Annotated in this window: 22 protein-coding genes and 3 pseudogenes; 14 read left to right on the forward strand and 11 right to left on the reverse strand. The window is 69.2% G+C overall.

The annotated features are described in order from the left end of the window. Positions 1–277 precede the first annotated feature (277 nt). Positions 278–751: a helix-turn-helix domain-containing protein gene (locus NRF20_RS07625; RefSeq protein WP_398630738.1), complete on the forward strand. Its 474-nt coding sequence runs from the start codon at positions 278–280 to the stop codon at positions 749–751. Further along, complete coding sequence (locus tag NRF20_RS07630; RefSeq protein ID WP_398630737.1) at positions 739–852, forward strand: peptidoglycan-binding protein; 114 nt, start codon at positions 739–741, stop codon at positions 850–852. Before NRF20_RS07625 ends, NRF20_RS07630 begins: the two co-directional genes overlap by 13 nt. 31 nt (positions 853–883) lie before the next feature. Here NRF20_RS07630 and mmpA read toward each other — a convergent pair whose 3' ends face one another. Together mmpA and NRF20_RS07640 are read right to left on the reverse strand one after the other, a co-directional pair. Then, positions 884–1,027, reverse strand: a complete 144-nt coding sequence (mmpA, locus tag NRF20_RS07635; RefSeq protein ID WP_189279381.1) for a morphogenic membrane protein MmpA — start codon at positions 1,025–1,027, stop codon at positions 884–886. Positions 1,028–1,076: 49 nt separating this feature from the next. After that, positions 1,077–1,754, reverse strand: coding sequence for an endonuclease V (locus NRF20_RS07640; RefSeq protein ID WP_398630736.1), 678 nt, complete (start codon positions 1,752–1,754; stop codon positions 1,077–1,079). 112 nt (positions 1,755–1,866) lie between these two features. On the opposite strand from NRF20_RS07640, the gene NRF20_RS07645 reads away from it, so the two are divergent. Further along, positions 1,867–2,166: a YciI family protein gene (locus tag NRF20_RS07645; RefSeq protein WP_266355882.1), complete on the forward strand. Its 300-nt coding sequence runs from the start codon at positions 1,867–1,869 to the stop codon at positions 2,164–2,166. Positions 2,167–2,256: 90 nt separating this feature from the next. Here the strand turns inward: NRF20_RS07645 and NRF20_RS07650 are convergent, their stop codons facing one another. Then, on the reverse strand, positions 2,257–3,357 hold the full coding sequence (locus NRF20_RS07650; protein WP_398630735.1) for a WD40/YVTN/BNR-like repeat-containing protein: 1,101 nt from the start codon (positions 3,355–3,357) through the stop codon (positions 2,257–2,259). Positions 3,358–3,542: 185 nt separating this feature from the next. On the opposite strand from NRF20_RS07650, the gene NRF20_RS07655 reads away from it, so the two are divergent. Further along, positions 3,543–3,959, forward strand: a complete 417-nt coding sequence (locus NRF20_RS07655) for an SsgA family sporulation/cell division regulator (RefSeq protein WP_266355886.1) — start codon at positions 3,543–3,545, stop codon at positions 3,957–3,959. A gap of 130 nt (positions 3,960–4,089) precedes the next feature. Here NRF20_RS07655 and NRF20_RS07660 read toward each other — a convergent pair whose 3' ends face one another. Further along, positions 4,090–4,563: an ATP-binding protein gene (locus NRF20_RS07660; RefSeq protein ID WP_398630734.1), complete on the reverse strand. Its 474-nt coding sequence runs from the start codon at positions 4,561–4,563 to the stop codon at positions 4,090–4,092. A gap of 152 nt (positions 4,564–4,715) precedes the next feature. Between NRF20_RS07660 and NRF20_RS07665 the strand changes: the two genes are divergently transcribed. The 4 genes from NRF20_RS07665 to NRF20_RS07680 all read left to right on the forward strand — a co-directional run bounded on the left by NRF20_RS07665 (position 4,716) and on the right by NRF20_RS07680 (position 9,431). After that, positions 4,716–5,567, forward strand: a complete 852-nt coding sequence (locus NRF20_RS07665; protein ID WP_398630733.1) for a Scr1 family TA system antitoxin-like transcriptional regulator — start codon at positions 4,716–4,718, stop codon at positions 5,565–5,567. An 11-nt stretch (positions 5,568–5,578) separates the two neighbouring features. Further along, on the forward strand, positions 5,579–5,770 hold the full coding sequence (locus NRF20_RS07670; RefSeq protein WP_398630732.1) for a hypothetical protein: 192 nt from the start codon (positions 5,579–5,581) through the stop codon (positions 5,768–5,770). 157 nt (positions 5,771–5,927) lie between these two features. Continuing rightward, positions 5,928–8,219, forward strand: a complete 2,292-nt coding sequence (locus NRF20_RS07675; protein WP_398630731.1) for an ATP-binding cassette domain-containing protein — start codon at positions 5,928–5,930, stop codon at positions 8,217–8,219. Positions 8,220–8,456: 237 nt separating this feature from the next. Further along, positions 8,457–9,431, forward strand: coding sequence for an acyl-ACP desaturase (locus NRF20_RS07680; protein ID WP_398630730.1), 975 nt, complete (start codon positions 8,457–8,459; stop codon positions 9,429–9,431). 129 nt (positions 9,432–9,560) lie between these two features. Here the strand turns inward: NRF20_RS07680 and NRF20_RS07685 are convergent, their stop codons facing one another. The 3 genes from NRF20_RS07685 to NRF20_RS07695 all read right to left on the reverse strand — a co-directional run bounded on the left by NRF20_RS07685 (position 9,561) and on the right by NRF20_RS07695 (position 11,303). Beyond that, on the reverse strand, positions 9,561–10,061 hold the full coding sequence (locus tag NRF20_RS07685; RefSeq protein WP_398630729.1) for a tetratricopeptide repeat protein: 501 nt from the start codon (positions 10,059–10,061) through the stop codon (positions 9,561–9,563). A 113-nt stretch (positions 10,062–10,174) separates the two neighbouring features. Continuing rightward, positions 10,175–10,429, reverse strand: coding sequence for a WhiB family transcriptional regulator (locus NRF20_RS07690; protein WP_266355898.1), 255 nt, complete (start codon positions 10,427–10,429; stop codon positions 10,175–10,177). A 73-nt stretch (positions 10,430–10,502) separates the two neighbouring features. Beyond that, a complete protein-coding gene (locus NRF20_RS07695) occupies positions 10,503–11,303 on the reverse strand; it encodes a VOC family protein (RefSeq protein ID WP_398630728.1) in 801 nt (266 codons plus the stop codon). Positions 11,304–11,742: 439 nt separating this feature from the next. On the opposite strand from NRF20_RS07695, the pseudogene NRF20_RS07700 reads away from it, so the two are divergent. The 3 genes and pseudogenes from NRF20_RS07700 to NRF20_RS07710 form a co-directional block, all read left to right on the forward strand. Further along, positions 11,743–11,886 (forward strand): annotated as a pseudogene (locus NRF20_RS07700) (IclR family transcriptional regulator); the annotation flags it as partial. Between the two features lie 97 nt (positions 11,887–11,983). Further along, positions 11,984–14,197 (forward strand): DEAD/DEAH box helicase, encoded by a 2,214-nt coding sequence (locus NRF20_RS07705; RefSeq protein WP_398630727.1) that lies wholly within the window; start codon positions 11,984–11,986, stop codon positions 14,195–14,197. 66 nt (positions 14,198–14,263) lie between these two features. Then, positions 14,264–14,443 (forward strand): annotated as a pseudogene (locus NRF20_RS07710) (pentapeptide repeat-containing protein); the annotation flags it as partial. A gap of 52 nt (positions 14,444–14,495) precedes the next feature. Here NRF20_RS07710 and NRF20_RS07715 read toward each other — a convergent pair. Further along, positions 14,496–15,447, reverse strand: a pseudogene (locus NRF20_RS07715) (multicopper oxidase domain-containing protein); the annotation flags it as partial. 298 nt (positions 15,448–15,745) lie between these two features. Between NRF20_RS07715 and NRF20_RS07720 the strand changes: the two are divergent. Together NRF20_RS07720 and NRF20_RS07725 are read left to right on the forward strand one after the other, a co-directional pair. Then, positions 15,746–18,238: a ThuA domain-containing protein gene (locus tag NRF20_RS07720; RefSeq protein WP_398630726.1), complete on the forward strand. Its 2,493-nt coding sequence runs from the start codon at positions 15,746–15,748 to the stop codon at positions 18,236–18,238. Between the two features lie 74 nt (positions 18,239–18,312). After that, on the forward strand, positions 18,313–20,466 hold the full coding sequence (locus NRF20_RS07725; RefSeq protein ID WP_398630751.1) for an OmpL47-type beta-barrel domain-containing protein: 2,154 nt from the start codon (positions 18,313–18,315) through the stop codon (positions 20,464–20,466). Between the two features lie 12 nt (positions 20,467–20,478). Here the strand turns inward: NRF20_RS07725 and NRF20_RS07730 are convergent, their stop codons facing one another. Both NRF20_RS07730 and ligD read right to left on the reverse strand, forming a co-directional pair. Then, positions 20,479–21,558 carry an ABC transporter permease gene (locus NRF20_RS07730; protein WP_398630725.1) on the reverse strand — a complete coding sequence of 360 codons (1,080 nt, stop codon included), beginning with the start codon at positions 21,556–21,558 and terminating at the stop codon, positions 20,479–20,481. Continuing rightward, positions 21,555–22,565: a non-homologous end-joining DNA ligase gene (gene ligD / locus NRF20_RS07735; protein ID WP_398630750.1), complete on the reverse strand. Its 1,011-nt coding sequence runs from the start codon at positions 22,563–22,565 to the stop codon at positions 21,555–21,557. Before ligD ends, NRF20_RS07730 begins: the two co-directional genes overlap by 4 nt. Before the next feature lie 98 nt (positions 22,566–22,663). Here ligD and NRF20_RS07740 point away from each other — a divergent pair, with 98 nt between their 5' ends. Beyond that, a complete protein-coding gene (locus NRF20_RS07740; RefSeq protein WP_398630724.1) occupies positions 22,664–23,731 on the forward strand; it encodes an ATP-dependent DNA ligase in 1,068 nt (355 codons plus the stop codon). On the opposite strand, the gene NRF20_RS07745 is transcribed toward NRF20_RS07740, so the two are convergent. Next, positions 23,714–24,928 carry a lytic murein transglycosylase gene (locus NRF20_RS07745; RefSeq protein WP_398630723.1) on the reverse strand — a complete coding sequence of 405 codons (1,215 nt, stop codon included), beginning with the start codon at positions 24,926–24,928 and terminating at the stop codon, positions 23,714–23,716. The two genes, NRF20_RS07740 and NRF20_RS07745, sit on opposite strands and share 18 nt — an antisense overlap. Between the last annotated feature and the right edge of the window lie 21 nt (positions 24,929–24,949).

Raw genomic sequence — 24,949 nt, forward strand, 5'->3', positions numbered from 1 at the left:
TGATCATTCCGCTGGGAAGAGGAATGCGGGCGGGTTTCGCACATGAGCTCCATGAACCTCATGAGCTACATGAGCTGTGCGGGCCGTGCGGGCTGTGCGGGCTTCATCGGCGGGAGAGCAGTGCCGCCCAGGCGCCGGGCACCTGCTCGCGGGCGAACCAGCCGTCCTTGCCGGGCACCCCTTGCGTGGCCTTGAGGAAGGCAAAGCTGTTCGAGGCGGCCACGCGGTTCCAGTCGATCGCCGCCTCCCGCTGGTTCCCCGTCGTCGCGGAGCAACGATGACGGACAGCACTGTGGCGAGCCGGGAGGACCATCCGGGGCGGGCTCTGGCCGAGTTGCTGAGGAACTGGTGGGAGTCGTCCGTGCGCGGCGGCCGCGAGAAACCCACTCAGAATTCCCTCGCGAAACGGCTGCGGGTCGACCAGACCACCCTGTCGCGCTATCTGAATCCCGCTCACGCCTCCAACGCACCGCGCAGGATCGTCGAGCAGCTGCACGCGGTGCTGCGGGCGCCGGCCGACGACCTGGTCCGGGCGTGCGCCCTGGCCGATGCGGCAGCCGGGGCACCGCCGGCCAGGAACCGCCCGGCGCCCACGGCGTCGCCGGATCGGGCGTCCGCCGCAACCGATTCGGTGGAGGCGGTCACCGGCACGCCCGTATCGGCAGATCCGACCGCAGGGCCGAATCCGGCGGCCCGTTGGTGGGACCACTCCCCACCGGCGCGTACACCCCCTCGACCATGCGGTCGCTGAAGAAGTTCCAGGCATCCCGGGACCTGCCCGTGACAGGCATCGGGGACGAGGACACCTGGCGCGCGCTGCTCAACGCCCAGGGCCCGGACCAGCACAAGTAGCCGCGGCGGCGGGGCGGCGCGCCCTCTCGGGTCAGAGTGCCCAGGACACCAGCGTGCAGACCATCGAGACGGCCCAGACCGCTCCCGCGAGAATGCCGAGAGTCATCCCCACCGCGACCCGGCGCTGAGCAAGATAGACGGTTCCCGGTCGTGTGGACGTTCGATGTTCGGTCATACGTACCAGTCTGCCCGTCGTGATCGACGGACGTTATCCGTACACATACTCAGGCAGTCGCTTCCCGCAGGGCCTGACGGCAGAGCGCGTCGGCCCTGCGGGTGGTCTCCGGCTGACGGAAGTCGCGGGCCAGCAGCAGGGTGTGGGCGCACGCGTTGTCCAGGCCGATCCGGTGCCCGACAGAGACGAAGACCGGCTTGATGCCGTCCTGGGTGCGCAGCGCCCGGCCCACCTCCTCCTCGCCGTCGAGCAGCGGCGACCAGTCACCCCGGCGGGGGCCCGGTTGCTCGTACGAGAAGGTGAACGGGTTCTTGGCGACGCCGATCACCGGTAGTCCGGTGAGAACCCCGAGGTGACTGGCGAGTCCGAAGCGGCGCGGGTGCGCCAGGCCGTAGCCGTCACAGACCACGAGTCCCGGGTCGGTCGGCAGGGATTCCAGCGCGGCCAGCACGGTCGGGATCTCCCGGAAGGCGAGCAGTCCGGGGATGTACGGGAAGGTGACCCGGCCGACGGCAGTGGCCTCGGCGACCACGTCGAGCGTCGCCTCGTCGAGGACGACCGCTGCCGCCACGACGACATCGCGCTCGTCGTCGTAGGCCACGTCGACCCCCGTGACCCGGCCGTTGCCGGGCGGCGGGCCGGGTTCGTCGAGCACCACCCGGGGGCGCAGGGCGTCCTGAAGGGCTCGGGCTTCGGCCTCGTCGGCGGGCATCGGGAGCGTTGTCATAGTGCTGTCGAGTCTAGGCAACGGGCACGGCGGGCGGCTCGGCAGCGGGCCGGTCGGGACTTCGCGGACACGGCCCGGGGCCGGCGCGCCCTCGTCCCGTAGCCTGGAGATCATGTTCGTACTCGAGTTGACCTACACCGCGCCGGTCGAGCGTATCGACGCGCTGCTGCAGGACCATGTCGCCTGGCTGGACACGCAGTACGCGGCCGGGGTGTTCATCGCGTCGGGCCGCAAGAACCCGCGCGACGGCGGGGTGATCCTGGCCGTCGGGGACGACCGCGCACAGGTCGAGAAGATCGCGGCGGAGGATCCGTTCACGGCACAGGGCGTGTGCACGTACCGGATCACGGAGTTCATCGCGACGAAGACCTCGGACGAACTCGCCCCGCACCGGCAGCAGTTGCCCGGGTAGCGGGTATCCGCCACCCGGGTACCCAGGCACCGCTCCTCGATCGCCGGACGGGCCGGAGCGGTGACCCACCCGGCCCTGATCCACCGGGCGCTAGAACCCCGCGCGCGCCACTCGTCCCTTCTCGCCCGCGGCCCAGCAGCCGCCGTCCGGTGTGCAGTGGACCGTGTCGTACGACCCCGTGTCGACCGTGCGCCAGGTTCGGCCGCCGTCCACGGTGAGGTCCGTGCCGGTCGGGCCGACCGCCAGCGCACCCGACCTGCTGTGCGGGAGCCAGGCGACGCCCGAGCGGTAGGCGGTCGGCGGGGTGGCGGACTGCTTCCAGCTGCGGCCGGCATTGCCCGTCACCGCCGCGGCGTTCGGCGACGGCAGGCCGGCCCGGTAGTCGCCGCCGACCGCGATGCCGTGGTGGCGGTCGCGGAAGGCCAGACCGAAGACGCCGCGTGCCGGGTCGCCGGCCGGGATCGTGGATTCGGCCGCGGTCCAGGTCAGCCCTCGGTCGGCGGAGTGCAGCACCCGTGCGGTGGCGGCGCCCCCGGTCGCCAGCCATACGTCCTCGGGACCCGATGCGACCAGGCACTGACCGCTGGCGGCGAACCCCGCCTCACCGGCCAGGGCATCCGGCATGCCCGCACTGGGCAGCACCCGCCAGCTCCGGCCGCCGTCAGCGGTCGACAGGATGCGGTACTTCCCGTCGACGGGATCGCTCATCGCAAGTCCGTGCCGGCTGTCGAAGAAGGTGAGGCAGTCGTAGAAGGCGCGGGCATCGGTGTTGCGGAACGACTCCGTCCAGGTCGCTCCCCCGTCGTCCGTGCGGAACACCCTGGAGGCCTCGCCCTCCCCGATGGCCAGTGCCACCGCGCGCCGGGCGTCGAATGCCTCGATGTCACGGAACTCCAGCGCCTCCTGAGCCGCACCGGGCGGTGACACATCGCGCCAGTGACGGCCGCCGTCCGAGGTGCGCAGCACCATGCCCTTCGAACCCGCGACCCAGGCGGTGCGACGGCTGACGGCGGCAAGGCCGCGGAAGCGGGCGTCGGCCCCTGTCTCGGTGAGCGTCCAGGCCGGCCGTTCGCCGGGCCGGTGCCACTCCCCCGGTGCAGCCGCGGCTGCCGGTGTGGCCAGTGTTGCGGTCAGCGCCGCCGCACAGAGCCCCCATGACATCAGTCGTCTCATCTTCCCCTTGGCCCTCATGGCGCTGGAAGCTAGCCCACGAGCTGCGCTCCGTCCAGGGCGCATCGGCGGTAAGTGGGCACTCGATCGGTACCGGCGGCGTGCGGTGATACAGCTCACGCCACCTTCCGATGCACGGATGAGGCAGTTCCGTCGTCTACATCAGTGCCGGGAACCGTTCATCTGGCCGAGAAAGGGAGCAGGTCTTGTCCACCGTTATCGAGCAGTCCGTGCAGGCCCGCATGGTCGCATCCGCACCGCGGATGGAGACCCTTCCCGCCACCCTGCAGTATGACCGGAGGGATCCGTTCGCCGTACGCATGGCGTTCCCCGCGACGGCGACCCTGGAAGGCACCGATGTCTCCTGGGAGTTCTCCCGCGAGTTGCTCGCGGCGGGAGTGGACTCGGCCGCCGGTGTCGGGGACGTGCGCATCAGGCCGTTCGGATATGACCGCACTGTCCTGGAGTTCCATGCCACCGAGGGAATCGCGATGGTGCACGTCCGCACCGCGGAGCTGCGCCGTTTTCTCGAGCGGGCGCAGGAATTGGTGCCGGCCGGCGACGAGCACCGGTTCCTGGATCTCGACCGGAGCCTGACCGATCTGCTCGGCGGGGCCTGCTGACCCCGCGTCGGGCGGGAGGCGATTTCGTACGGCGCAGGTGACGCTGTTGCCCGGCAGGGAATTGAGTGACATCGCGGCCGAGGAAGGACGCGCGGGAGTGTGATCGGTGGGGGACGAGGTCGGTGCGGGGTCACCGGTGGAGTAAGGCCCAGGCCTTGCAGCCGCCGGACTGGGTCAGCGCGGGGGTCAGCCCCCAGTCCCCGCCGCGCGAATCGACCGCTGCTGCCAGCAGCCACATACTTTCGCTACGGCGTTCGCGGCATTCCTCGGACTTCTCGGCCGAGCCGTGGGACGGGTGCTGGTCGTAGAGGATGATGCGCAGCGCATCGAACTGCCAGTGGACCCGCAGCAGCATTTCCCGGTCCGGGGTGAACCGGTAGGCGGCCGCGACCAGTTCGGAGGCGGCGAGTACGGCTGTTTCACGGAGTTCCGCGAGGCCGTGCCGGGTGAGGAGTTCACCCACGGCGCTGCGCGCGAGGCTGGCGCAGAAGGCGCCGCCCGGCAGTGCGAACGAATAACTGAGGTTGTCCGCCGCCGGCGGGTGGGGTCCGGCTGGTGCGAGAGCCGGGAGACAACGCGGTGCGCCCTTCATCAAGATGCTCACATTTCCGGTAATTGCGTTAATGATCACACAAAGGCGCGGTCGCCCCGTGTGAGACTTGCGCTACCGACCGTAGCGCATACTGGAGCACAGTGCTACTACTTGTGTGGTTCCGGTCATTTCACTCAACCTCCGCCCTCGGAAGGACATTTGCCGTGCCGCCCAGAAGCACCCCGACCGCCCGGCAGCAGCGTCTCGGGTACGAACTGCGCAAGCTGCGTAAGCAGTCGGGGATGTCGACGCAGCAGGCCGCCGCGCTGCTGGGCGTCGACCGCACCCGCATCCCGAACATCGAGTCGGGCCGGTTCGGCATCAGCGCCGAGCGGGTTCGCACCCTTGCCTTCAACTACGGCTGTCCGGACACCGGCCTGGTCGATCTGCTCGCCGAGATGACCCAGGAGCGGGCCAGGGGCTGGTGGGAGGAACATCGCGGACTACTGCTGCCGGGACTGCTCGACATCGCCGAACTGGAGTACCACGCACTGGAGTTGATAACGGCGACCACCACGCACATCCCCGGCCTGCTGCAGACCGAGGAGCATGCGCGGGCGGTTTTCGACACCGCCGATCCGCAACTGCCCGGGCCCGATCTGGTGGCCAGGCTCTCCCTGCGGCTGCGCCGCCAGGAGGTGTTGAACCGGGACCGCCCACCACATTACGAGTCGGTGATCCACGAGGCGGCTCTGCGCATGCAGTTCGGCGGCCCCAAGGTGGCCAGGGCGCAACTGGACCACATCGTCGGCCAGTCCGAGCGGGACCGGATCACGGTCCTGGTGATCCCGTTCGCCGCCGGCGGTTTCCCGGGCGCCGGACAGTCGTTCACCTATGTGGGCGCTGCGGTACCCCAGCTCGACACCGTGCAGCTCGATTCCTCGCACGGCTCGATGCTTTTGGATTCCGATATGCAACTGCGCCGGTACCGAGGCCTGTTGGAGCGTCTGCGCACGCTCGCACTGCCGGTCGAGGAATCGCGCGACTTCATCCGAGCCATAGCCCAGGACCTCTGAGGAGAGAGATCATGACCGACATCTGCTGGGACGAGGCCTTCTGCAGCGAGGGCGCCAACTGCTTCCGTTTCGGACTCGACGACCAGGGCAGGGCGTACATCGGCTCCACCACGGACACCGCCGCCTACGTCAGCGACTCCATCGAGGCGCTGCGGGCGCTGATCTCCGCGGTGAAGTCCGGCGCGGCGGACCATCTGCTCTGACCGCCCGACCGCACCGCGCCCCCGTACGCGTCCGCTCCGAGTACGCCGACAGCTCCGAGTGCTCCGCCGACGGGGGCCGGCCCGGCCCCGCAGAAGATCCCGATCGCCCGGAAAATCCAGACAGAAGCTGTCCGGTATCGCGGTTAGCTTCGGCGGCATGGATCGGAACACGGACCGGAACATCGTCATCACCGGGGCACGCGCGAACAATCTGCGTGATGTCTCCCTCACCGTCCCCAAGGGGCGGATCACCGTCTTCACCGGAGTCTCCGGGTCGGGCAAGTCGTCGATCGTCTTCGACACCATCGCCGTGGAATCGCAGCGGCAGCTGAATGAGACCTTCACCTGGTTCATCCGGAACAGGCTGCCGAAGTACGAACGGCCCCATGCCGACGCCATCGACGACCTCTCCGTCGCAATCGTCGTCGACCAGAAGCCGCTGGGCGGCAATGCCCGCTCCACCGTCGGCACGATGACCGACATCTGGTCGGTGATCCGGGTGCTGTTCTCGCGATACGGGACACCGAGTGCCGGCCCGGCGACCTCGTACTCCTTCAACGACCCCGGCGGGATGTGTCCGGAGTGCGACGGTGTGGGGCGCACGGTCCGCCTCGACATCGACCGGGCGATCGACGTCACGAAGTCGCTCAACGAGGGTGCGCTGCTGCTGCCGGGGCTCTCGGTGGGCAGCTGGGAGTGGCAGCTGTACGCCGGTTCGGGACGCTTCGACAACGACAAGCCGCTCGCGGAGTTCACCGAGGAAGAGCTCCAGCTCCTGCTGTACGGCGGTGGGTTCACCGTCCGTCTGGAGCTGAAGTCGACCTCTGCGGACATGCGGTTCGAGGGGATCGCCGAGCGGTTCACCCGGCTCTTCCTGAAGCGGGACACCGAGGCGCTCTCCGAGCGGCGGCGCGAGGCCGCCCGGCGTTTCACGACCGAAACGGTGTGCGCGTCCTGCGGCGGCGCCCGGCTGAACGCGGCCGCGCTCGCCACCCGTGTCGGCGGGCTCTCCGTGGCCGACTACGGGCGGATGGAGGTGGCCGATCTGGCGGGCGTCCTGGCCGGGATCGACGATCCGGTGGCCGGTCCGATCGCCTCGGCCGCCCGCGAACGGCTGGAGCGCCTGGTGGGCATCGGGCTCGGCTATCTCAGCCTGGACCGGGAGACCACAACGCTGTCGGGCGGCGAAGGGCAGCGGCTCAAGATGGTCCGGCATCTGGGCAGTTCACTGACCGGGCTGACGTTCATCTTCGACGAGCCGAGCGTGGGCCTGCATCCGCGTGATGTCAGCAGGCTGAACGATCTTCTGGTAAGGCTGCGCGACCGGGGCAACACCGTCATCGTCGTCGAGCACGACCCGGATGTGATGGCTGTCGCGGACCACATCGTCGACATGGGCCCGAGAGCGGGCACCGACGGCGGACATGTCGTGTTCGAAGGCCCGGTGGACCGGTTGCGCGAGGCGAACACCCTCACCGGCCAATGCCTGCGCCACCGGACACCGCTCAAGGAGACCTTCCGCTCCCCCACCGGGCAGCTGCCGGTGACGGGCGCCGCGCTGCACAACCTCAAGGGCGTGGACGTGGCGTTCCCCGAAGGTGTACTGACGGTCGTGACCGGGGTGGCCGGATCCGGCAAGTCGACGCTGGTCTCCAAGGTGTTCACGGCGGCGTACCCGGACGCGGTGGTCATCGACCAAGGGGCGATCACCGCGTCGTCCCGCTCCACCCCGGCCTCGTACCTCGGTGCACTGGACTCCATCCGCAAGGCCTTCGCCAGGGAGAACGGCGTCGAGCCCGGCCTGTTCAGCTTCAACTCATCGGGGGCGTGCGGGCATTGCTCGGGCCGCGGCATCATTTGCACCGATCTCGCATTCATGGACCCGGTGACCACCACCTGCCAGGTGTGCGAGGGGCGACGCTTCCACGACGACGTGCTGAAGCACCGAGTGGGTGGCGCCTCGATCGCCGACGTACTGGAGATGACGGCCACTCAGGCGGCCGAGCTCTTCGACGACCGGGCACTGCTGCGGAAGCTGCACACGCTCGACGACGTCGGCCTGACCTATCTGACACTGGGGCAACCGCTCAGCACGCTCTCCGGTGGTGAGCGTCAGCGCATCAAGCTCGCCACCCGGCTGCACCGGACAGGCAGCGTGTACGTGCTGGACGAGCCGACCACCGGACTGCACATGGCGGACACCGGCACGCTCGTCGATCTGCTGGACCGGCTGGTCGACGCGGGCAACAGTGTGATCTGCGTGGAGCACAACCTCGAGGTGCTCAAGCGCGCAGACTGGGTGGTCGACCTCGGCCCCGAGGGCGGCAGAAACGGCGGCGAGCTGGTCTTCGAGGGGACCCCGGCGGCGCTGCTCGGCCATCGCACATCGTTCACGGCCGAGTATCTGCGCCGGGATCTGGGCCTGGAGCGCCCCGGCGCCGGGACTTGAGGGCACTTTCCGAGTCCACAGAGCACGACACAGCCACGTATTGGTGGATATGAGCGAGTTCGGTACACCCGGCAGCCGAGCGGGCTTCTGGACGCCCCACCCCCCGCGACCTGCGCACATAACGTTACGTAATCGGGCATCGCGGGGGCGGGCTTGGCGATGGCCTTACCGCCGCTTTAACCTACGGTCTCGTAACCTACGTGTCCGTAGGTAATTCTCCCGTCCCCAGGAGTCCCCGTGACGATCAGCGCTCCCCACCTCGGCAGCCCGAAGGCGTGGACCGACGCCCAACTGCTGTACGCCCTGGAAGAGGTGGTGGAGAAGGAGCTCAACCGCCATCTCAAGGTCGCCAAGGACTGGATGCCCCACGAATACGTGCCGTTCTCCGACGGGCGGAACTTCCCCGGCATCTTCGAGGACGGTGAGGCCTGGCAGGCCGATCAGTCCAAGGTCACCGACATCGGCAAGGTCGCGCTGGTCGTGAATCTTCTGACCGAGGACAACCTCCCCAGCTACCACCACGAGATCGCATCCCTCTTCGGCCGCGACGGCGCGTGGGGCACCTGGGTGCACCGCTGGACCGCGGAGGAGGGGCGGCACGGCATCGTGATGCGTGACTACCTGCTCACCTCGCGCGCCGTCGACCCGGACAAGCTGGAGCAGTTCCGGATGGCGCACATGGCGGAGGGCTTCGAGTCCGACAACCGTCACTCGATGCTGCACTCCGTGGCGTACGTCGCCTTCCAGGAGCTGGCCACCCGTGTCTCGCACCGCAACACCGGCCACCAGTCGGGCGACCCGGTCTGCGACCGCATGCTGGCACGGATCGCGACCGACGAGAACCTGCACATGATCTTCTACCGCAACCTCCTCGGTGCGGCCTTCGAGCTCGCTCCGGACCTGACGATGCAGGCCGTGCGCGATGTCGTCGTCAACTTCCGGATGCCTGGTCACGGCATGCCGGGCTTCGAGCGCGCCGCCGCGCAGATGGCGATCGGCGAGATCTACAACATGCGCATCCACCACGACGACGTGATCCAGCCCGTGCTGCGCTACCTGAAGGTCCTCGACATCGACGGCCTGGGTCCCGACGGCCTGAAGGCGCAGGAGGAGCTGGGCCTGTACATGGGCGGCCTGGACAGCGAGGCTGCCAAGTTCGACGAGAAGCTGGCGGCCCGCAAGGCACGGCTGGCGGCGCGCGCCCTGGCCTGACGGCCCGCACGGCTGTCATCGGCCGCCGGCCGGGCCACTGCTCCGCAGTCCTGTCCGGCGGCCGAGGGCCTGTCCGACCCTGATCCGCCGGAAGGGCCGGGGGCGGGGCCACAGCGCCCCGCGCCGGGCTCACATCGTTTCGTGCAGGTCCTGAGCGTAGTGCTCGATCGCCCGTCGATACTCCCGCACATGCGGGTCCTCGCTGGTGGCGGCGAGCAGTCTCAGCAGCAGCTGCATGGATTCATAGTGCTCGCCGGTGTTGAAGAGCGCCATGGCGAGGAACGTCCGCAGTGCGCCGTCATCGGGGAACCGCTCGACACCGCTGCGCAGGACCTCGACGGCTCTCTCGTACTGTCCGAGCACCCGATGGGTGCTTCCGAGGCCGAGCAGCGCACCCCGGCGGTCCTCCTCCGTCAGCCCCGTCCCGTCCAGGCAGCGTTCGTAGAACGGCACGGCCTCGGCTTCCAGACCGAGCACATCGTGGACCCGGGCGGTCTGGTAGGCCACTTCGGCATCGGCGGGGAAGGCGGCGGAGAGGGACAGCAGCTGCTGTCGGGCTTCCTCGGGCCGTCCGTCGGTGCGCAGCCGCACCGCCGCTGCGAGCAGAGCGTCCCTGTCGTGATCATTCATGCGGACATCGTCCCAGGCCGGCAGTGCCCGTCCGGCCGTGGGGGCTCCGGCCTGGTGATGCGGGGGCGGCCGGTGCCCCGGGCAGGCCGGATCGCCCTGCGGGCAGGGTGAGTTCAGGCCCGCTCGCGACCGGTTCTGCGCAACCGGTCCCGCTCCTTTTCGGAGAGGCCGCCCCATACGCCGAAGCGCTCGTCGTTGGCGAGGGCGTACTCCAGGCAGGCCTCGCGCCCTTCGCAGGCGTTGCAGAGCTGCTTGGCCTCACGGGTGGAGCTGCCGGGAGCAGGAAAGAAGAACTCGGGCCCCGCCTGCGCGCACAGCGCCGTCTCCTGCCAGGCGAGCGCGGGGTCGGCCGCGGTGTTGATCAGCATGGAAGTCACAGTGCCCGGTCGCGATAAACGACTGATCAACGCCTCATCAATGCGGCGCGCCGAAAACTTCCGGTCAGCCTTCCGGCGTCTGCGCGCTCTTGATCAGAGCAAATTCCGCCCCGTCCGGATCGGCGACGTCGGCGAACTTGCCCACGCCTTCCATCTCCATCGGTTCCAGCGTCAGTTTGCCGCCCAGCCGCTCCACGTCCGCGACGGCGGCGTCACAGTCGTCGACCTCGAAGTAGGGCAGCCAGTGCGGCCCGGCGACCGCTCGTGTGGCAACGGCGTTGAGCGGCACCAGACCGCCGAAGCTCGCGTCCTCGCCACCGTCCCTGGTCCGGATCACGGTATAGGACCCACCGCCTCCCGGGAACGGCGTCTGCGCGGTCTCCCAACCGAATACGGAGTCGTAGAACGCGGCGGCCGCCGGGACGTCCGGGGTGTACAACTCGGCCCAGCACAGGGAGCCCGCGACTCCCACCACGCCGAGGCCCGGTTTCTCCTTCGGCTCCCAGATGCCGAAGAACGCCCCCGCCCGGTCCTTGAAACCGGCCATCCTGCCGAACTCCAGGACATCCATCGGGGCGAACGGCACACTGCCGCCGGCCAGCTCGACCGCCCTCGCCGTGGCATCGGCGTCCGGCGACTGGAAGTACACCGACCAGGACGGCTTCGCCTGCTCCTCGGTGACCGTCATCGCGCCCCCGGCCGTCTTCCCGTCCAGCGTGAACATGCCGTAGCCGCCGGACTCCGGGCCTCCGGCCAGGTACTCCCAGCCGAAGAGACCGGTGTAGAACGCGATGGCCCCGTCGAGGTCGGGCGTGCCCAGATCGATCCAGTTGGGCGCTCCGGTGGCAAAACGGGTGGTGAGCATGGCGAGCTCCTTCGATGAGGCCCGTTCTTGCGGTGGCAGCGATCCTTCCTGACGTTCCGAGTCTTGCACCGGGCACTGACAACCGCAGCCCGCGGCCTGCGGGCGGGCCGCGCTGCCGTACGCCGTACAACGGCGGCACACGGATGGCCCGTATCCGCCGCCGCATTGCGTACGAGCACAGGCCCCCATGGATGATCTCCGTCATGACCACCAGAAAGGCTCATGCCGCGTAGGCGGCCCTTCCTCCGGTCCTCGGCCAACGCGCCGCCGGTCCCTGCGGATGTCCGCAGCCTTCCGTTCACGCAATCTGCCGAGGAGCACCATGGAGTCCGTCCGTCTGACCGAGGACGCACCGCGACGCACAGATCCGCCACGCCCTGACCCGCCCCATCAACTGGGCCAAACAGGCCGGTGTCACCGCCATCGGCATCGAAGACCTCGCTTCGCTCTCGCGGTCCGGGCCACGCCGTCGGTGATCACAAAAGCGCGCACCGAGTTGTTCCTGTCGCAGGCCCGCTCCTGTGCGCGGGCCCTGGAGATCCTGCTGCTGTCCCCGGCGGAACGCCGACCGCCCACGCCCTGAACCGAAGGCACTGTCGGCGCCGCGTGGCACGATATGAATCGCTCGGGGCAGGTGCCGGGCAGGACGGCAGCCGGGCTGCGCGGACAGAGGAACGTACATGACAGAGGCCGGACCGACGGAGGCGGGGGCGCCCGCGGGAAGGGACGCCCGGGAGCTGCTGGCGCAGGCCGAGCGGCTGCTGGACACGGCGCGCGCGGTGCTGGCCGATCATGCCCGCGCCGTCGATGCGGTGCACACAGCGCTCACTCCGCTGCTCGACTCGCTCATCCGTCGCGAACTGTCGGCCATCCCGGTGTCCAGACTCAAGGACGTCACCGAGGGCAGACTGCGGCTCGGCGCGGTCGAACAGGCCGGCTTCACGACCGTCGGCCAGGTCCACGAGGCGAACCGTTACGAGCTCCGCCAGATCCCCGGGGTCGGTGCTCAGACCGCCGACCAGGCGTTGGCCGCGGCCGGGCAGATCGCCCACGCGGTGCGGGACACCGTCGCGGTCCGGATAGACGTGGACACCCCGGACGAATCCACGACCGCGCTGGTCACCGCACTGCACCGGCTGGTCGAGGCCGGTCCGGACGTCCGCCGGGCCGTCGATGCGGCGGGCCGGCTCATCGGGCGTCTTGAGCCCTTGCTCGCCGCGGCCGGGCCTGCGCGGGGGCGGCTGCGCATGCTGTTCACCCGGCGCCACGCCCGCGCCCAGGCACTGGAGGCCGTCGCCTCGGTACGGGCCGCCGTCGCCGAAGCGGCTGCGCGCGGGTTTCCCCTGCTGTTCGGGCAGGTGTCGGTCGATCTGCTGCGGGACACGGAGTCGGACGTCGCGGCGTGGGTCGACTTCGAGCTGCGGTCCGCCGAGTACTACAGCCTGCTCGCCGAGATGTCGGGCACCAACCCCGACCGGGACGCGGCCGAGGGGTTCCTCCCGTCCGGAATCGCGCACCGGGTACGCGGTCTGCGGCTGGACGACGCCCATCTGCGCGTCTCCCTGCGCGGCTACCAGTCGTTCGGCGCCCGGTTCGCGCTCGCGCAGAAGCGGGTGATCCTCGGCGACGAGATGGGGCTCGGCAAGACCGTCCAGGCCATTGCCGCGCTCGCGCACCTCTCGGCGCGGGGCGAGACACACTTCCTGGTGGTCTGCCCGGCGAGCGTGCTCATCAACTGGGCGCGCGAGGTCCGTTCCCGCTCCACCCTGCGCGCGCTGCCGGTGCACGGCCCCGAGCGGCACGGCGCCTTCGCCGAGTGGCGCGAGACCGGCGGGGTCGCCCTCACCACGTTCGATGCCCTGCACACCCTGCCGGCCCCCCGGGACTGCGGCATGAGGCCCGGCATGCTGGTGGTCGACGAGGCGCACTACGTCAAGAACCCCGAGACCCGCCGCTCCCGGGCGGTGTCCGGCTGGACGCAACGCACCGAACGGGTGCTGTTCCTGACCGGTACGCCGATGGAGAACCGGGTCGAGGAGTTCCGCAGCCTCGTCCGCCATCTTCAGCCCGAACTGGCGCCCTCGATCCACACCACCCATGGGGCCGCCGGTTCGCACGCGTTCCGCAGGGCCGTCGCCCCGGCCTATCTGCGGCGCAATCAGGAGGATGTGCTGACCGAACTCCCGGCGCTGGTGCAGGTCGACGAGTGGGAGGAGTTCAGCGACGACGATCTCGATGCCTACCGCGAGGCGGTGGGCGCCGGGCAGTTCATGCGAATGCGCCGTGCCGCGTACGCCCGGCCCGCCACGTCCGCGAAACTGAACCGGCTGCGCGAGCTGGTCGCAGAGGCCGCGGACAACGGCCTCAAGGTCATCGTGTTCTCGTACTTCCGAGAAGTGCTGCTCACGGTCCAACGGGCCCTGGGAACGGGTGTGTTCGGGCCGCTCTCCGGGAGTCTCCCGGCTGCCCGGCGCCAGGGGATGATCGACCGGTTCGGTGCCGTCGAGGGCCATGCCGTCCTGCTGAGCCAGATCCAGGCGGGCGGTGTCGGACTGAACATGCAGGCTGCCTCCGTCGTCATCATCTGCGAACCGCAGATCAAGCCGACGATGGAGCACCAGGCGGTGGCCCGCGCGCATCGGATGGGTCAGATACGGACCGTCCAGGTGCACCGGCTCCTCGCGGCCGACAGCGTCGACGAGCGGATGCTGAACATCCTGGCCCGCAAGGAGCGGCTGTTCGACCTGTACGCACGGCGCAGCGACGTCGCCGAGACGACGCCGGACGCCATGGATGTGTCGGACGGGGCTCTGGCCCGACGCATCGTCGAGGAGGAACAGCTGCGCCTCACCACCGGAACGGCCGAAGCAGCCGGAGCGGTGTCGGAGAACTGACTGCGTCAGGACCCGTGCGCCGCCGGGCCGTGGGCGGCCGACTCCTTCGCCGTCTTGCCGGGCGCGGTGTCACCCGAATCGGTCTTGTCCGGCGCGGTCTTGTCCGGCGCGGTCTTGTCCGGCGCGGTCTTGTCCGGCGCGGTCTTGTCCGGCGCGGTCTTGTCCGGCGCGGTCTTGTCCGGCGCGGTCTTGTCCGGCGCGGTCTTGTCCGGCGCGGTCTTGTCCGGCGCCGTCTTGTCCGGCGCCGTCTTGTCCGGCGCCGTCTTGTCCGGCGCGGCCGTGTCGTGGGTCGTCATGTCGTGCGGGTCGTACCCCGGCACGGTGCCGTCCGCCTTGGCGACCAGCAGCAGTCCGGCCATACCCATGTCGGAGTGGCTCTGCACATGGCAGTGGTACATCCAGGCACCGGCGCCGACGTGTTCGCCCGCGATGACCTGGAAGCCGAAGGAGTCCGCCGGGCCGACGATCTTTGTGTCGACGACGCGGCTCGGGTCGTCGGGGCCGGTGAGCAGACCGGTCCGGTTGTCCGCCCAGCGATGACCGTGGACGTGGAACGTGTGGTAGTAGTCGCCGTGCGTGATCATGACCACTTCGAGCCGGTCCCCCACCGTGGCCTCGAAGTCGGGTGCCTTGTGGGCCGCCTTGTTGTTGATCGTCATGTCGTTGAAGACGATCGTGATCGTCTTGTCCGGCAGGATGTCACCCTTGCGCCGGACGATCACCGGACCGTACAGGCCTTTTCGGATACCGCCGGTGCCGTGATCCGTACCGACGACATGGTCGTGGTAGTGCCAGTAGCCCGCACTGCCCGGCTGCCAGGTGCCGTCCTTGCGCCGGCCCGGCGCATGGGTGCGCCAGGTGTACGTGCGGGTGCCGCCCGGTTCGACGATGCTCTTGTTCATCCGGGTGCCGTCGCTCGCGATGTCGTAGTCGACGCCGTGCGCATGAAGGCTGGCCGGCACATCCATGACGTTCTCGAACTCGATGTGCAGGGTGTCGCCCTCGTTGATCTCGATGAGCGGTCCCGGGATCGACGCCTTGCCCTTCTCCAGGCCGTATCCCATCTGACCGTCCGCCAGCTTCTCCGCGTACAGCTTGAGATGGCGGACGACGCCTCCGGCCGGGGCGGTCTTGGGCGGGGGTTCCGCCGAGCTGGCCTCGATCGTACCTAGCGACAACGATGTCACGCCGGTGGCGGCCGCCACCCCACCGCCGACCAGAATCCGCCGGTTGAAGCTCCTTCTATCCATGTCGAACTCCCCACTGCACTAAGGAATTTACGGAGTTTTTTGCGAACTTGCCCAGAACGCGGAGACTGCGTAGACCGCGGAGATTACGGAGGTTACGGGGATTGCGGCGGCTTCAGAGGTAGCAGAGGTTGGCGGGGCACACGTGCCCCCCGGACGGCCCACACCGTAGCCGGGGGATCTTCGTTTATCCACACCCAGGACAAAGTTCGTGCCATTGCTGCCATAACTATTGGCGAGCCGCGAAAAGAGGTCTAGCTTCATCCGCTGTTGCAGTGACCAAAGAGGGGTGGGTGACCACATGCAGCGCACACCACATCACAGGTCCAGATCGCGACGCGGACTTGCGGCGGCCCTGGCAGCCGGCGCACTGACCGCTTCCCTGCTCGGCGGCAACGCCGCCAGCGCCAGACCCTATCCGGAACCTCCGCGAAGCCTTGCGACAACGTTGTCGCTGCCATCGCCACCGGGCGGCGCCAACGTCAAGGTGCTGGTGTTCCATGCCTCCGCCACCGAGGAGTCCCCGACCGTCGACGCCGGGATCGCGGCGATCGAGAAGATCGGGCTCACCGGGCCGGAGGCCGGTCGGTTCCGGACCGTCGCCACCGACGACCCTGCCGTCTTCACCAACGGCAAGCAGCTCGGCAGATACAACGCCGTCGTCTTCCTGACCGGTGGCGGCGATGTGCTCGACCCGGAGCAGGAGGCCGGCCTCGAGGCGTACATGGAGGCGGGCGGCGGATTCCTCGGCATCCACGACGCGGCGCGCACCGAGCCGTACTCGGACTGGTTCACCGGTCTGATCGGAGCCCGTCCGGCAGCCGGCAGTCCAACCAACGTGCAACGTGCGACGGTTGAGATCGGAGACCGGCAGCATCCGGCGACCAAGAACCTGCCGCTGGAGTGGAAGCGCCCGGACAAGTGGCTCAACTGGACGAAGAATCCGTCCGGTGATGTGCACACCGTGGCGCGCGTCCGGGAGATCACGTACAAGCCGGGCACGAGCGCCAACGGCTGGGACCACCCGGTCTCCTGGTGCCGGGACTACGACGGCGGCAGGTCCTTCTACACGGCGATGGGCGGTACGGCCGACAGCTTCGCGGAGACCGACTTCCGCGACCATCTGCGCGGCGCGCTCGACTGGACGACGCGGATCTCGCAGGCCGACTGCAAGGCGACGATCACCTCCAACTACAAGGCGGAGCGCGTCACCCAGCCCAATCAGCCGGGCCAGAACGACCAGATCGGCGAGCCGCACGGCCTGGTTGTCGCCCCGGACGGACGGGTGCTGTACATCGGGCGCGGTGGCGCCGACAGCAGCAAGCCGGTCGTCACCGACTGGAACAACCAGGACATCGGCAAGGGTCTGGGACAGATCCATGTCTACGACCCGAAGACCAAGAAGGTCACCCTCGCCGGTGAGCTGACGATCTTCGGCAACAAGGGCGGCGGCGACGAACTGGTCAAGGTCGAGGAGGGGCTGCTCGGGATCGAGCTGGACCCGGACTTCGAGAAGAACGGCTGGGTGTATCTGCACTACACGCCCCACTCGAAGATCGACCGCGACAAGCAGATGGCGGTACGTCAGGTCTCCCGCTTCACCCTCGATCCGGCCACCAACAAGCTGGATCTGTCCTCCGAGAAGGTGCTGTTGCACTGGCCCGTCCAGATCCACAGCTGCTGCCATGCGGGCGGCGGGATGGCCTGGGACTCCAAGGGCAATCTGTACATCGCGACCGGTGACAACAACTCCTCGGGTTTCAGCGACGGTTACTCCGGAAACAACCCGCAGCCGAACTACAAGGGCGTCTCCTTCGCCGATGCCCGGCGCACCGCGGGCAACACGAACAACCTCAACGGGAAGATCCTGCGGATCCACCCCGAGGACGACGGCACGTACACACTGCCCGAGGGCAATCTCTTCACCGGCAAGGAGCCCGATGAAGGCGGCGGCAAGACCCGCGGAGAGATCTATGTGATGGGGGTGCGCAACCCGGCCCGGATCTCCGTCGACAAGACCACCGACACGCTGTACGCGGGCTGGGTCGGCCCCGACGCGGGCTCGCCGAGCGCCACCTGGGGTCCGGCCAAGTACGACACGTTCGCCGCGATCACCAAGGCGGGCAACCACGGCTGGCCGTACTGCATGGGCAACAAGCAGCCCTACCGGGACCGCAATCTGCCCGACCCGAGCAAGCCGCTCGGCTGGTACGACTGCGACCACCCCAAGAACGAGTCTCCGAACAACGACGGCCTGGTGAACCTGCCGCCGATCACGTCCAACACCATCTGGTACTCGCCGCAGGGCGGTGGCGTGGACTATCCGCGCGACGCGAACGGCATCCCGAGCTACAAGGTGGAGGAGCAGAAGGAGCTGCTGCCGTGGCTCAAGGGCGGCGGTCAGGCCACGATGAACGGCCCGGTCTACCGGTACGACGCGGCAAGCACCAGCGCCGACAAGTGGCCCTCCTACTGGGACGGCAAATGGTTCGTCGGTGACTTCTACGACGGCACCCAGCCGCGGCACGCCGTGCTCACCGACCCGAAGACGGTCGGCAAGGGCGGTCTGCCCACACACGCCGAGTCCCTGAAGAAGATCGTCCCGGTCGGCGCGGACGGCATCCGCAACCTGATGGACTGGAAGTTCGCCCCGGACGGTTCGCTGTACGTCCTCGACTACGGGCGCGGCTTCTTCACCTCCGACTCCAAGTCCGCGCTGTGGCGTGTGACGTACAAGGGCGGCGGTCCGACCCCGGCCGCCGAGGATCTGGCCAGGAAGGCGGCAGTGCAGTGAGACACCGTTCGATCTTTTCGCGACAGCGGCACCGGCCCAAGCGGCTGTGGCTCGCCCTGCTGGGTTCGTTCCTGATGGTGCTGGGGCTGACCTCGACGGCGGCCTACGGCCGTACGGCGGCTCCCGCCGCTGCGGCGGCCGACCAGGTCCTCACCTGGACGGCGGGCGACCCCATCGACCACTATCTGTCCGCTCCGAAGACCGCGGTGGCCGGCAAGGCGACCATCGTCTTCGAGAACAGCGCGGCGACCGGCAACACCACGGGGATGCCGCACACCCTCACCTTCAGCGTCTCGGACCCGGAGTTCAACGACGACGTCGCGCTGAACATCCTGGCCAACCCGGCAGACGACCAGGGCGGCAAGCACACCGCCGAGGTCACGCTCTCCCCCGGCCGGTACTTCTACCACTGCACCATGCCGGGGCACGAGGCGATGCAGGGCATTCTGACTGTGACGGACGGCGGTGGTACGGACACCACCGCGCCCGAGACCTCTGCGAAGGTCGACGGCGACAAGAACGCCGACGGCGCGTACATCGGTCAGGCGACGGTCACTCTCTCGGCGACCGACGACAGCTCCGGTGTCGACACCGTCGAGTACGCGGTCGGGGCCGACGGCGCCTGGCAGCCGTACACCGCACCGATCGTGGTGAACGAGGTCGGGACGCACACGATCCGGTACCGCGCCACCGACAAGGCAGGCAACACGGCAGCGGAGAAGCCGGTCGACTTCGCGGTCGCCGCGCCGCCGACGGACGACAAGACGCCGCCGGAGACCTCGGCGACCGTGTCCGGTGAGAAGGACGACCAGGGGCAGTACCTGGGGATGGCGACGGTCACCGTGACCGCCTCCGACACCGGGTCCGGCGTCAACACCATCGAGTACGCAATCGGGGCCGACGGCGCCTGGCAGCCGTACACCGCGCCCGTGATGGTGCACGAGACCGGCACGCACCAGGTCCGCTACCGGGCCACCGACAAGGCCGGCAACGCGGCGGCCGAGAAGTCGGTCGACTTCACGGTCGTCGCACCGCCGACGCAGGACAAGACGCCGCCGGAGACCTCGGCCGAGGTCGAGGGCGACAAGAACTCCGACAACGCCTACATCACCAGCGCCAAGGTGACGGTCACCGCGACCGACGCCGAATCGGGCGTGGACAAGGTCGAGTACTCGCTCGACGGTGGCCCGTACCTCGCGTACACCACCACCGTCATCGTCGACCGCGTCGGCTATCACACCGTCGCCCACCGGGCGACGGACAGGGCCGGCAACACCTCCGTGGCCAAGCAGGTGTCGTTCACCGTCGCGGAGAGCGGGGGCGTACCGGCGCCGAACTGCCCGGAGTTCGACGAGCGGCTCACCGTCATCGTCGGCACGGTCGACACCGGGGTGCCCAACCGCATCACCGGCAACCGCTGCACGATCAATGAGCTGATCGAGGACGAGAAGGACTGGTCGTCGCACGCCCTGTTCCTCAAGCACGTCGACAGCGTCCTCGACAAGCTGCTCGCCGCCGGTGTGATCGACGCACGCGAGCACAGGAAGATCTACCGGGCGGCGAAGCAGTCGGGGATCGGCAAGCCGGGCCAGGACGAGGGCTACAAGAAGCTCTTCGACGGCACGGCGGAGTCGTTCGCCAAGTGGCAACACGTGGGTGGCGGCAAGTTCGGGCTCAATCCGGACGGCACGATCACCAGCTCCACCACGGTGGACGGCATGGGCATGCTCTGGTTCCCGGGCCGGCAGTACGGCGACTTCTCGCTCAAGCTCCAGTGGCGCGACGACGCCCCCGGCACGGGCAACGCCAACAGCGGTGTGTTCGTCCGCTTCCCGAACGTCCACGACAACCCGGAGGAGTCACGTCCGGAGTGGGTCGCCATCAAGTACGGCCATGAGGTGCAGATCCTCGACCGTCCGGACGGCGACATGTACAAGACCGGCTCGATCTACGGCTTCGACCGGATCGGTCTGGCCGGTGCCGGGGTCACCCCCAAGGGCACCTGGAACGACTACGAGATCCGGGTGGTGGACCAGCATTACTCGGTCTACCGCAACGGTGTCCTGCTGAACGAGTTCGACAACAACGGCGGCCAGGTCTTCGAGCCGCCGCGGGGCGACGATCCGGGCACCGACGGCCGGCGGTACGCCTCCGGTTACATCGGACTCCAGGTCCACAGCACCACGGACGTGGTCTCGTACCGCGACATCCGGGTCAAGGAGCTGTAGCCCGGACCGGCGTCAGGTGGCCGTGACCGCATGCTGAGGCATGTGGTCACGGCCTCCCGGGTGCCGGTGGCGCCGTACCCAGAACACCGTGCAGGAGACCAGCGACCAGCCGGCGAGGACCAGGAACGGGAAGATCCGCTGGTGGCCCTGGTAGTAGACCGCGGTGTGCTGGGCGTTGACGGCGGCACCGGGCGGCAGCCAGCGCCCGATGCGTCCGAGCAGCGACGGCAGCAGCGGCCAGGACACCGCGCCGCCGGAGGAGGGGTTCCCGAGGATCACCATGAGGCCCCAGGTCGGGATCATGGCCCAGCGCCCCATCAGGGTGTTGAACATGGTGAAGACCATGCCCGAGGTGAACATCGTGAACAACAGGATCAGCCAGGACTCGAAGAACGGCAGATCGACCGCGCCCAGCCACCAGTCCACCACCGCGGTGATGGCGAACCCGCCGAGCACGGCGTAGGCGATGGTGAACGCGATCCGTTCCAGCGGGATCAGATCGGGGACGTGCACATTCAGCTGGATCGCGCCGACGAAGCCGACGATGACGGCGGCGAGCGAGATGTAGAAGAGGGCGAGACCGCGCGGGTCACCCTTCTGCAGTGGTTTGACGTCCGTGACCGCAACCGGCACACCGAGCTCGGACCCCACCTTCGCCGCGGATTCGGTGAGCAACTGGGCGACGGCGGCACCGGAGGCACCGGCGACGTCCAGTGCCACACCACGGTTGTTCGACCGTATGATCGCGAAGACCTCCTGTTCCTCCAGTGATTCGCGGGCCTGTGCCGGTGTCGCGAACACGTGGATGACGAGCGAGGCGTCGAGCGCCTTGTCCATGGCGGCGACGAATTCCTTGCCGCGCTCCGTCTCCGGCCGGCTGACCACGGCGGTCGGGATCTGGTGGGGGGTCGGGTTGGCCATCGCGTAGGTGTAGGAGCCGGCGAAGAGTCCCGCGGCGGCAGCGACGATGAACAGCAGGACGGTTGCGGGGAAGTACGGCGAGTTCTTGTACGCGGCCCATCTCTGGCCACGGCTCGGCGGCCGGCCGTGTACTCCGTGCGGTGCGGAGGGCTCCAGGTCGGGTGCGCTCATGCATCGCCGTCCGCGTCGTGCCGGGCCCTGCTCGGCTGGACCCGTTTAGGTTCACCCGGCATCTTCGGGTATTCCGGCGGGTACGGCATGTCGCCGAGGCCGCGCTCCCGCTCGTCCCGGTCCGCCTGCTCCAGCAGCCCGTCGAGCCGGAAGGCGTGCTCGTCCATGTCCGCGTGCGCGTCGCCCACCTCCGCGTAGCGCTTCGGCATGGTCCTGATGTCGAAGTCGCCCGGTTCGGCGTCGTCGATCTCCTCCCAGCGCAGCGGGGCGGAGACCGGGGCGTGCGGAAAGGGGCGTACGGAGTAGGCGGAGGCGATCGTGCGGTCGCGGGCGGTCTGGTTGAAGTCGACGAAGATCCGCTCGCCGCGCTCCTCCTTCCACCAGGCGGTGGTCACCCGGTCCGGCATCCTGCGTTCCAGTTCGCGCCCGGCGGCGATGGCGGCGCGCCGGACCTCGGTGAAGGTCCACTGCGGCTCGATGGGTACGAAGACATGGATGCCCCGGCCGCCGGAGGTCTTGGGCCAGCCGCGCAGACCGTGGTCGTCGAGCACGGACCGCAGCTCATGGGCGGCCCTCACCGCGTCGGCGTAGTCCGTACCGGGCTGTGGGTCGAGGTCGATGCGCAGCTCGTCCGGATGGTCGGTGTCGGCGCTCCGGACCGGCCAGGGGTGGAAGGTGAGCGTGCCCAGGTTGGCGGCCCAGATGACGGCGGCGAGCTCGGTGGGGCAGATCTCGTCGGCCTGCCGGCCGCTGGGGAACGCGATCCTGGCGGTGGGGATCCAGTCGGGGAGGTTCTTCGGGGCCCGCTTCTGGTAGAAGAACTCGCCTTCGACACCGTCCACGAAGCGCTGGAGGGTGGTCGGCCGATTGCGCAGGGCGCGCGTGATGCCGGGGCCCACGGCCAGGAAGTACTCGGCCACGTCCCTCTTCGTGTAGCCCTTCTCCGGGAAGTAGACCTTGTCCGGACTGGACAGCCTTACGGCCCGTCCGTCGGCTTCCAGCTCCACCGCTTTCCCCGCTGCACCCATGACGGTCACGGTAGGCCTGGCTCACATATGCCGCATATCGGGAGACGTATGTCCACCCTTGGGCAAGAATCGGGGCCATGGATCTGCCGGTGATGCCGCCTGTGAAGCCGATGCTCGCCAAGTCCGTCTCGAAGATCCCGCCCGGTATGCAGTACGAGGCCAAGTGGGACGGCTTCCGAGCGATCGTGCACCGCGACGGCGACGAGGTGGTGATCGGCAGCCGCACCGGAAAGCCGCTCACCCGCTACTTCCCCGAGTTGGTCACCGCCGTCCGGGACAATCTGCCGCCGCGCTGTGTGATCGACGGCGAGATCGTGATCGCGTACGACGGCCGGCTGGATTTCGACCGGCTCAGCGAGCGCATCCACCCCGCCGATTCCCGGGTGCGGCTGCTCTCCGAGCAGGCCCCGGCCAGTCTCGTCGCCTTCGACATCCTGGCGGTGGGCGACGATTCGCTGCTCTCCACCAGGCAGTCCGACCGGCGCGCCGTTCTGGAGGCGGCCCTGTCCGGTGCGTCGGCACCCGTCCATCTCGCACCGGCGACCACGGATCCGGCCCTCGCCCAGGAGTGGTTCGAACGGTACGAGGGCGCGGGGCTCGACGGTGTGGTCGCCAAACCGCTCGATCTGCCGTATCGCCCCGACACCCGGGTGATGTACAAGATCAAGCACGAGCGGACCGCCGACTGCGTGGTGGCGGGATACCGCTTCCACAAGAGCGGCCCGGTCGTCGGCTCGCTGTTGCTGGGCCTGTACGACTCCGATGGCGCACTGCAGCACGTCGGAGTCTGTGCGGCCTTCTCGATGAAGCGGCGCGAGGAGCTGGTCGCGGAGCTGGAGCCGCTGCGCATCGAATTCGCCGGCCATCCGTGGGCGGCCTGGGCGGACGCCGAGGCGCACGGGCACGCCCGGCTGCCCGGGACGCCGAGCCGCTGGTCCGGGAAGAAGGACCGGTCGTGGGTGGCGCTGCGCCCGGAGCGGGTCTGTGAGGTGGCGTACGACCACATGGAGGGCGACCGTTTCCGGCACACCGCCCAGTTCCGCCGGTGGCGGCCGGACCGCGCCCCGGACAGCTGCACCTACGCGCAGCTGGAAGAGGTGGTGCGGTACGACCTGGCCGAGGTGCTGTCAGCCGGCGGACGCTGAGCCCGACGGCGTGGCGCACGGGTCCTCGCTGGTTCCCGGGTCGGGCGACGGGGACTCGGTGGCTCCGGCCGAGTCGGTCGGATCGGGGGATGCGGAGTCCGTCGGACAGCCCGGGTCGGGTGGCGAGGTACTGGGGTCGGGGCTCGACGTACCGGGGTCCGGGGAGGCCGGTCCGCTGTCGGTCGGATCGGGGGAGCCGCCCGGATCGGTGGGGTCCGGGGAACCGCTCGGGTCCGGGGAACCGGTCGGCGATCCGGTGGGCTTCGGGGACGCCGATGACGAGGGGCCGGGCGAACCGCCGGGCTGCGGGCCCACGATGATGCCGCCGCCGGGGGCACCGGGGCCGCCCACCGGGTGCGTCGGCTTGTTCGGTCCGCCCGCGCCGGGGCTCTTCGGTGCGGGGCCCTTGCCGTCGGCCACCGGGTGGATGCCCTTGCGGTAGAACTCCAGCCAGGACAGCACGGTGCGCAGATAGGTGTCCGAGTGGTTGTAGCTGAGGATCGCCCGGTCCAGATCGGCCTTCACCGACAGATTGCGCGGTCCGGCACAGAGGTAGTACCCGGCGGCCAGGGCGGCGTCGTAGACGTTGCTCGGATCGCGGCGGCCGTCGCCGTTTCCGTCCTTGCCCCAATGGGCCCAGGTGGAGGGGATGAACTGCATCGGGCCGACCGCCCGGTCGTACGTCCTGTCACCGTCGTACGCGCCGCCGTCGGTGTCCGGGATGTTGGCGAAGCCCGAGCCGTTGAGCACCGGCCCGAGGATCGGGCTCAGCGTCGTACCGTGGGCGTCGACCCGGCCCCCGCCGGCCTGGCCGGACTCGACCTTGCCGATCGCCGCGAGTAACTGCCACGGCAGGCGGCATCCGGGGTCGGTGCGGCCGAGCACGCTCTCCGCCTTGCGGTAGGCGGCGAGCACCGTGGCCGGGATGCCCGCCTCGGCCCAGGACCGGGCGACGGCCGGGCTCTGCCTCACACCTGCCTTCGGCGGCTTCGGCTGCTGCAGCGGCGGCAGTTCGGTGTGGTAGGAGTCGTCGTTGGGCACATGCGACCACTTGATCTCGTCGGCCTCCTGGCGCTCCTTCGCGGTCTGTTCGTGGCGGACGAGTCCCGGTGCCTGGGACGCGGCGAGCGCGGCCATCGCGGCGACCGCGGCTGCCGTGCCGCCGATTCCGCGGCGCATGGTGCCGTTGAACCTCATGCGTGCTCCCCTCTCCCCCGG

Origin of the sequence: Streptomyces sp. R-74717 (assembly GCF_047305335.1) — a bacterium.
GTDB classification, from domain to species: domain Bacteria; phylum Actinomycetota; class Actinomycetes; order Streptomycetales; family Streptomycetaceae; genus Streptomyces; species Streptomyces atratus.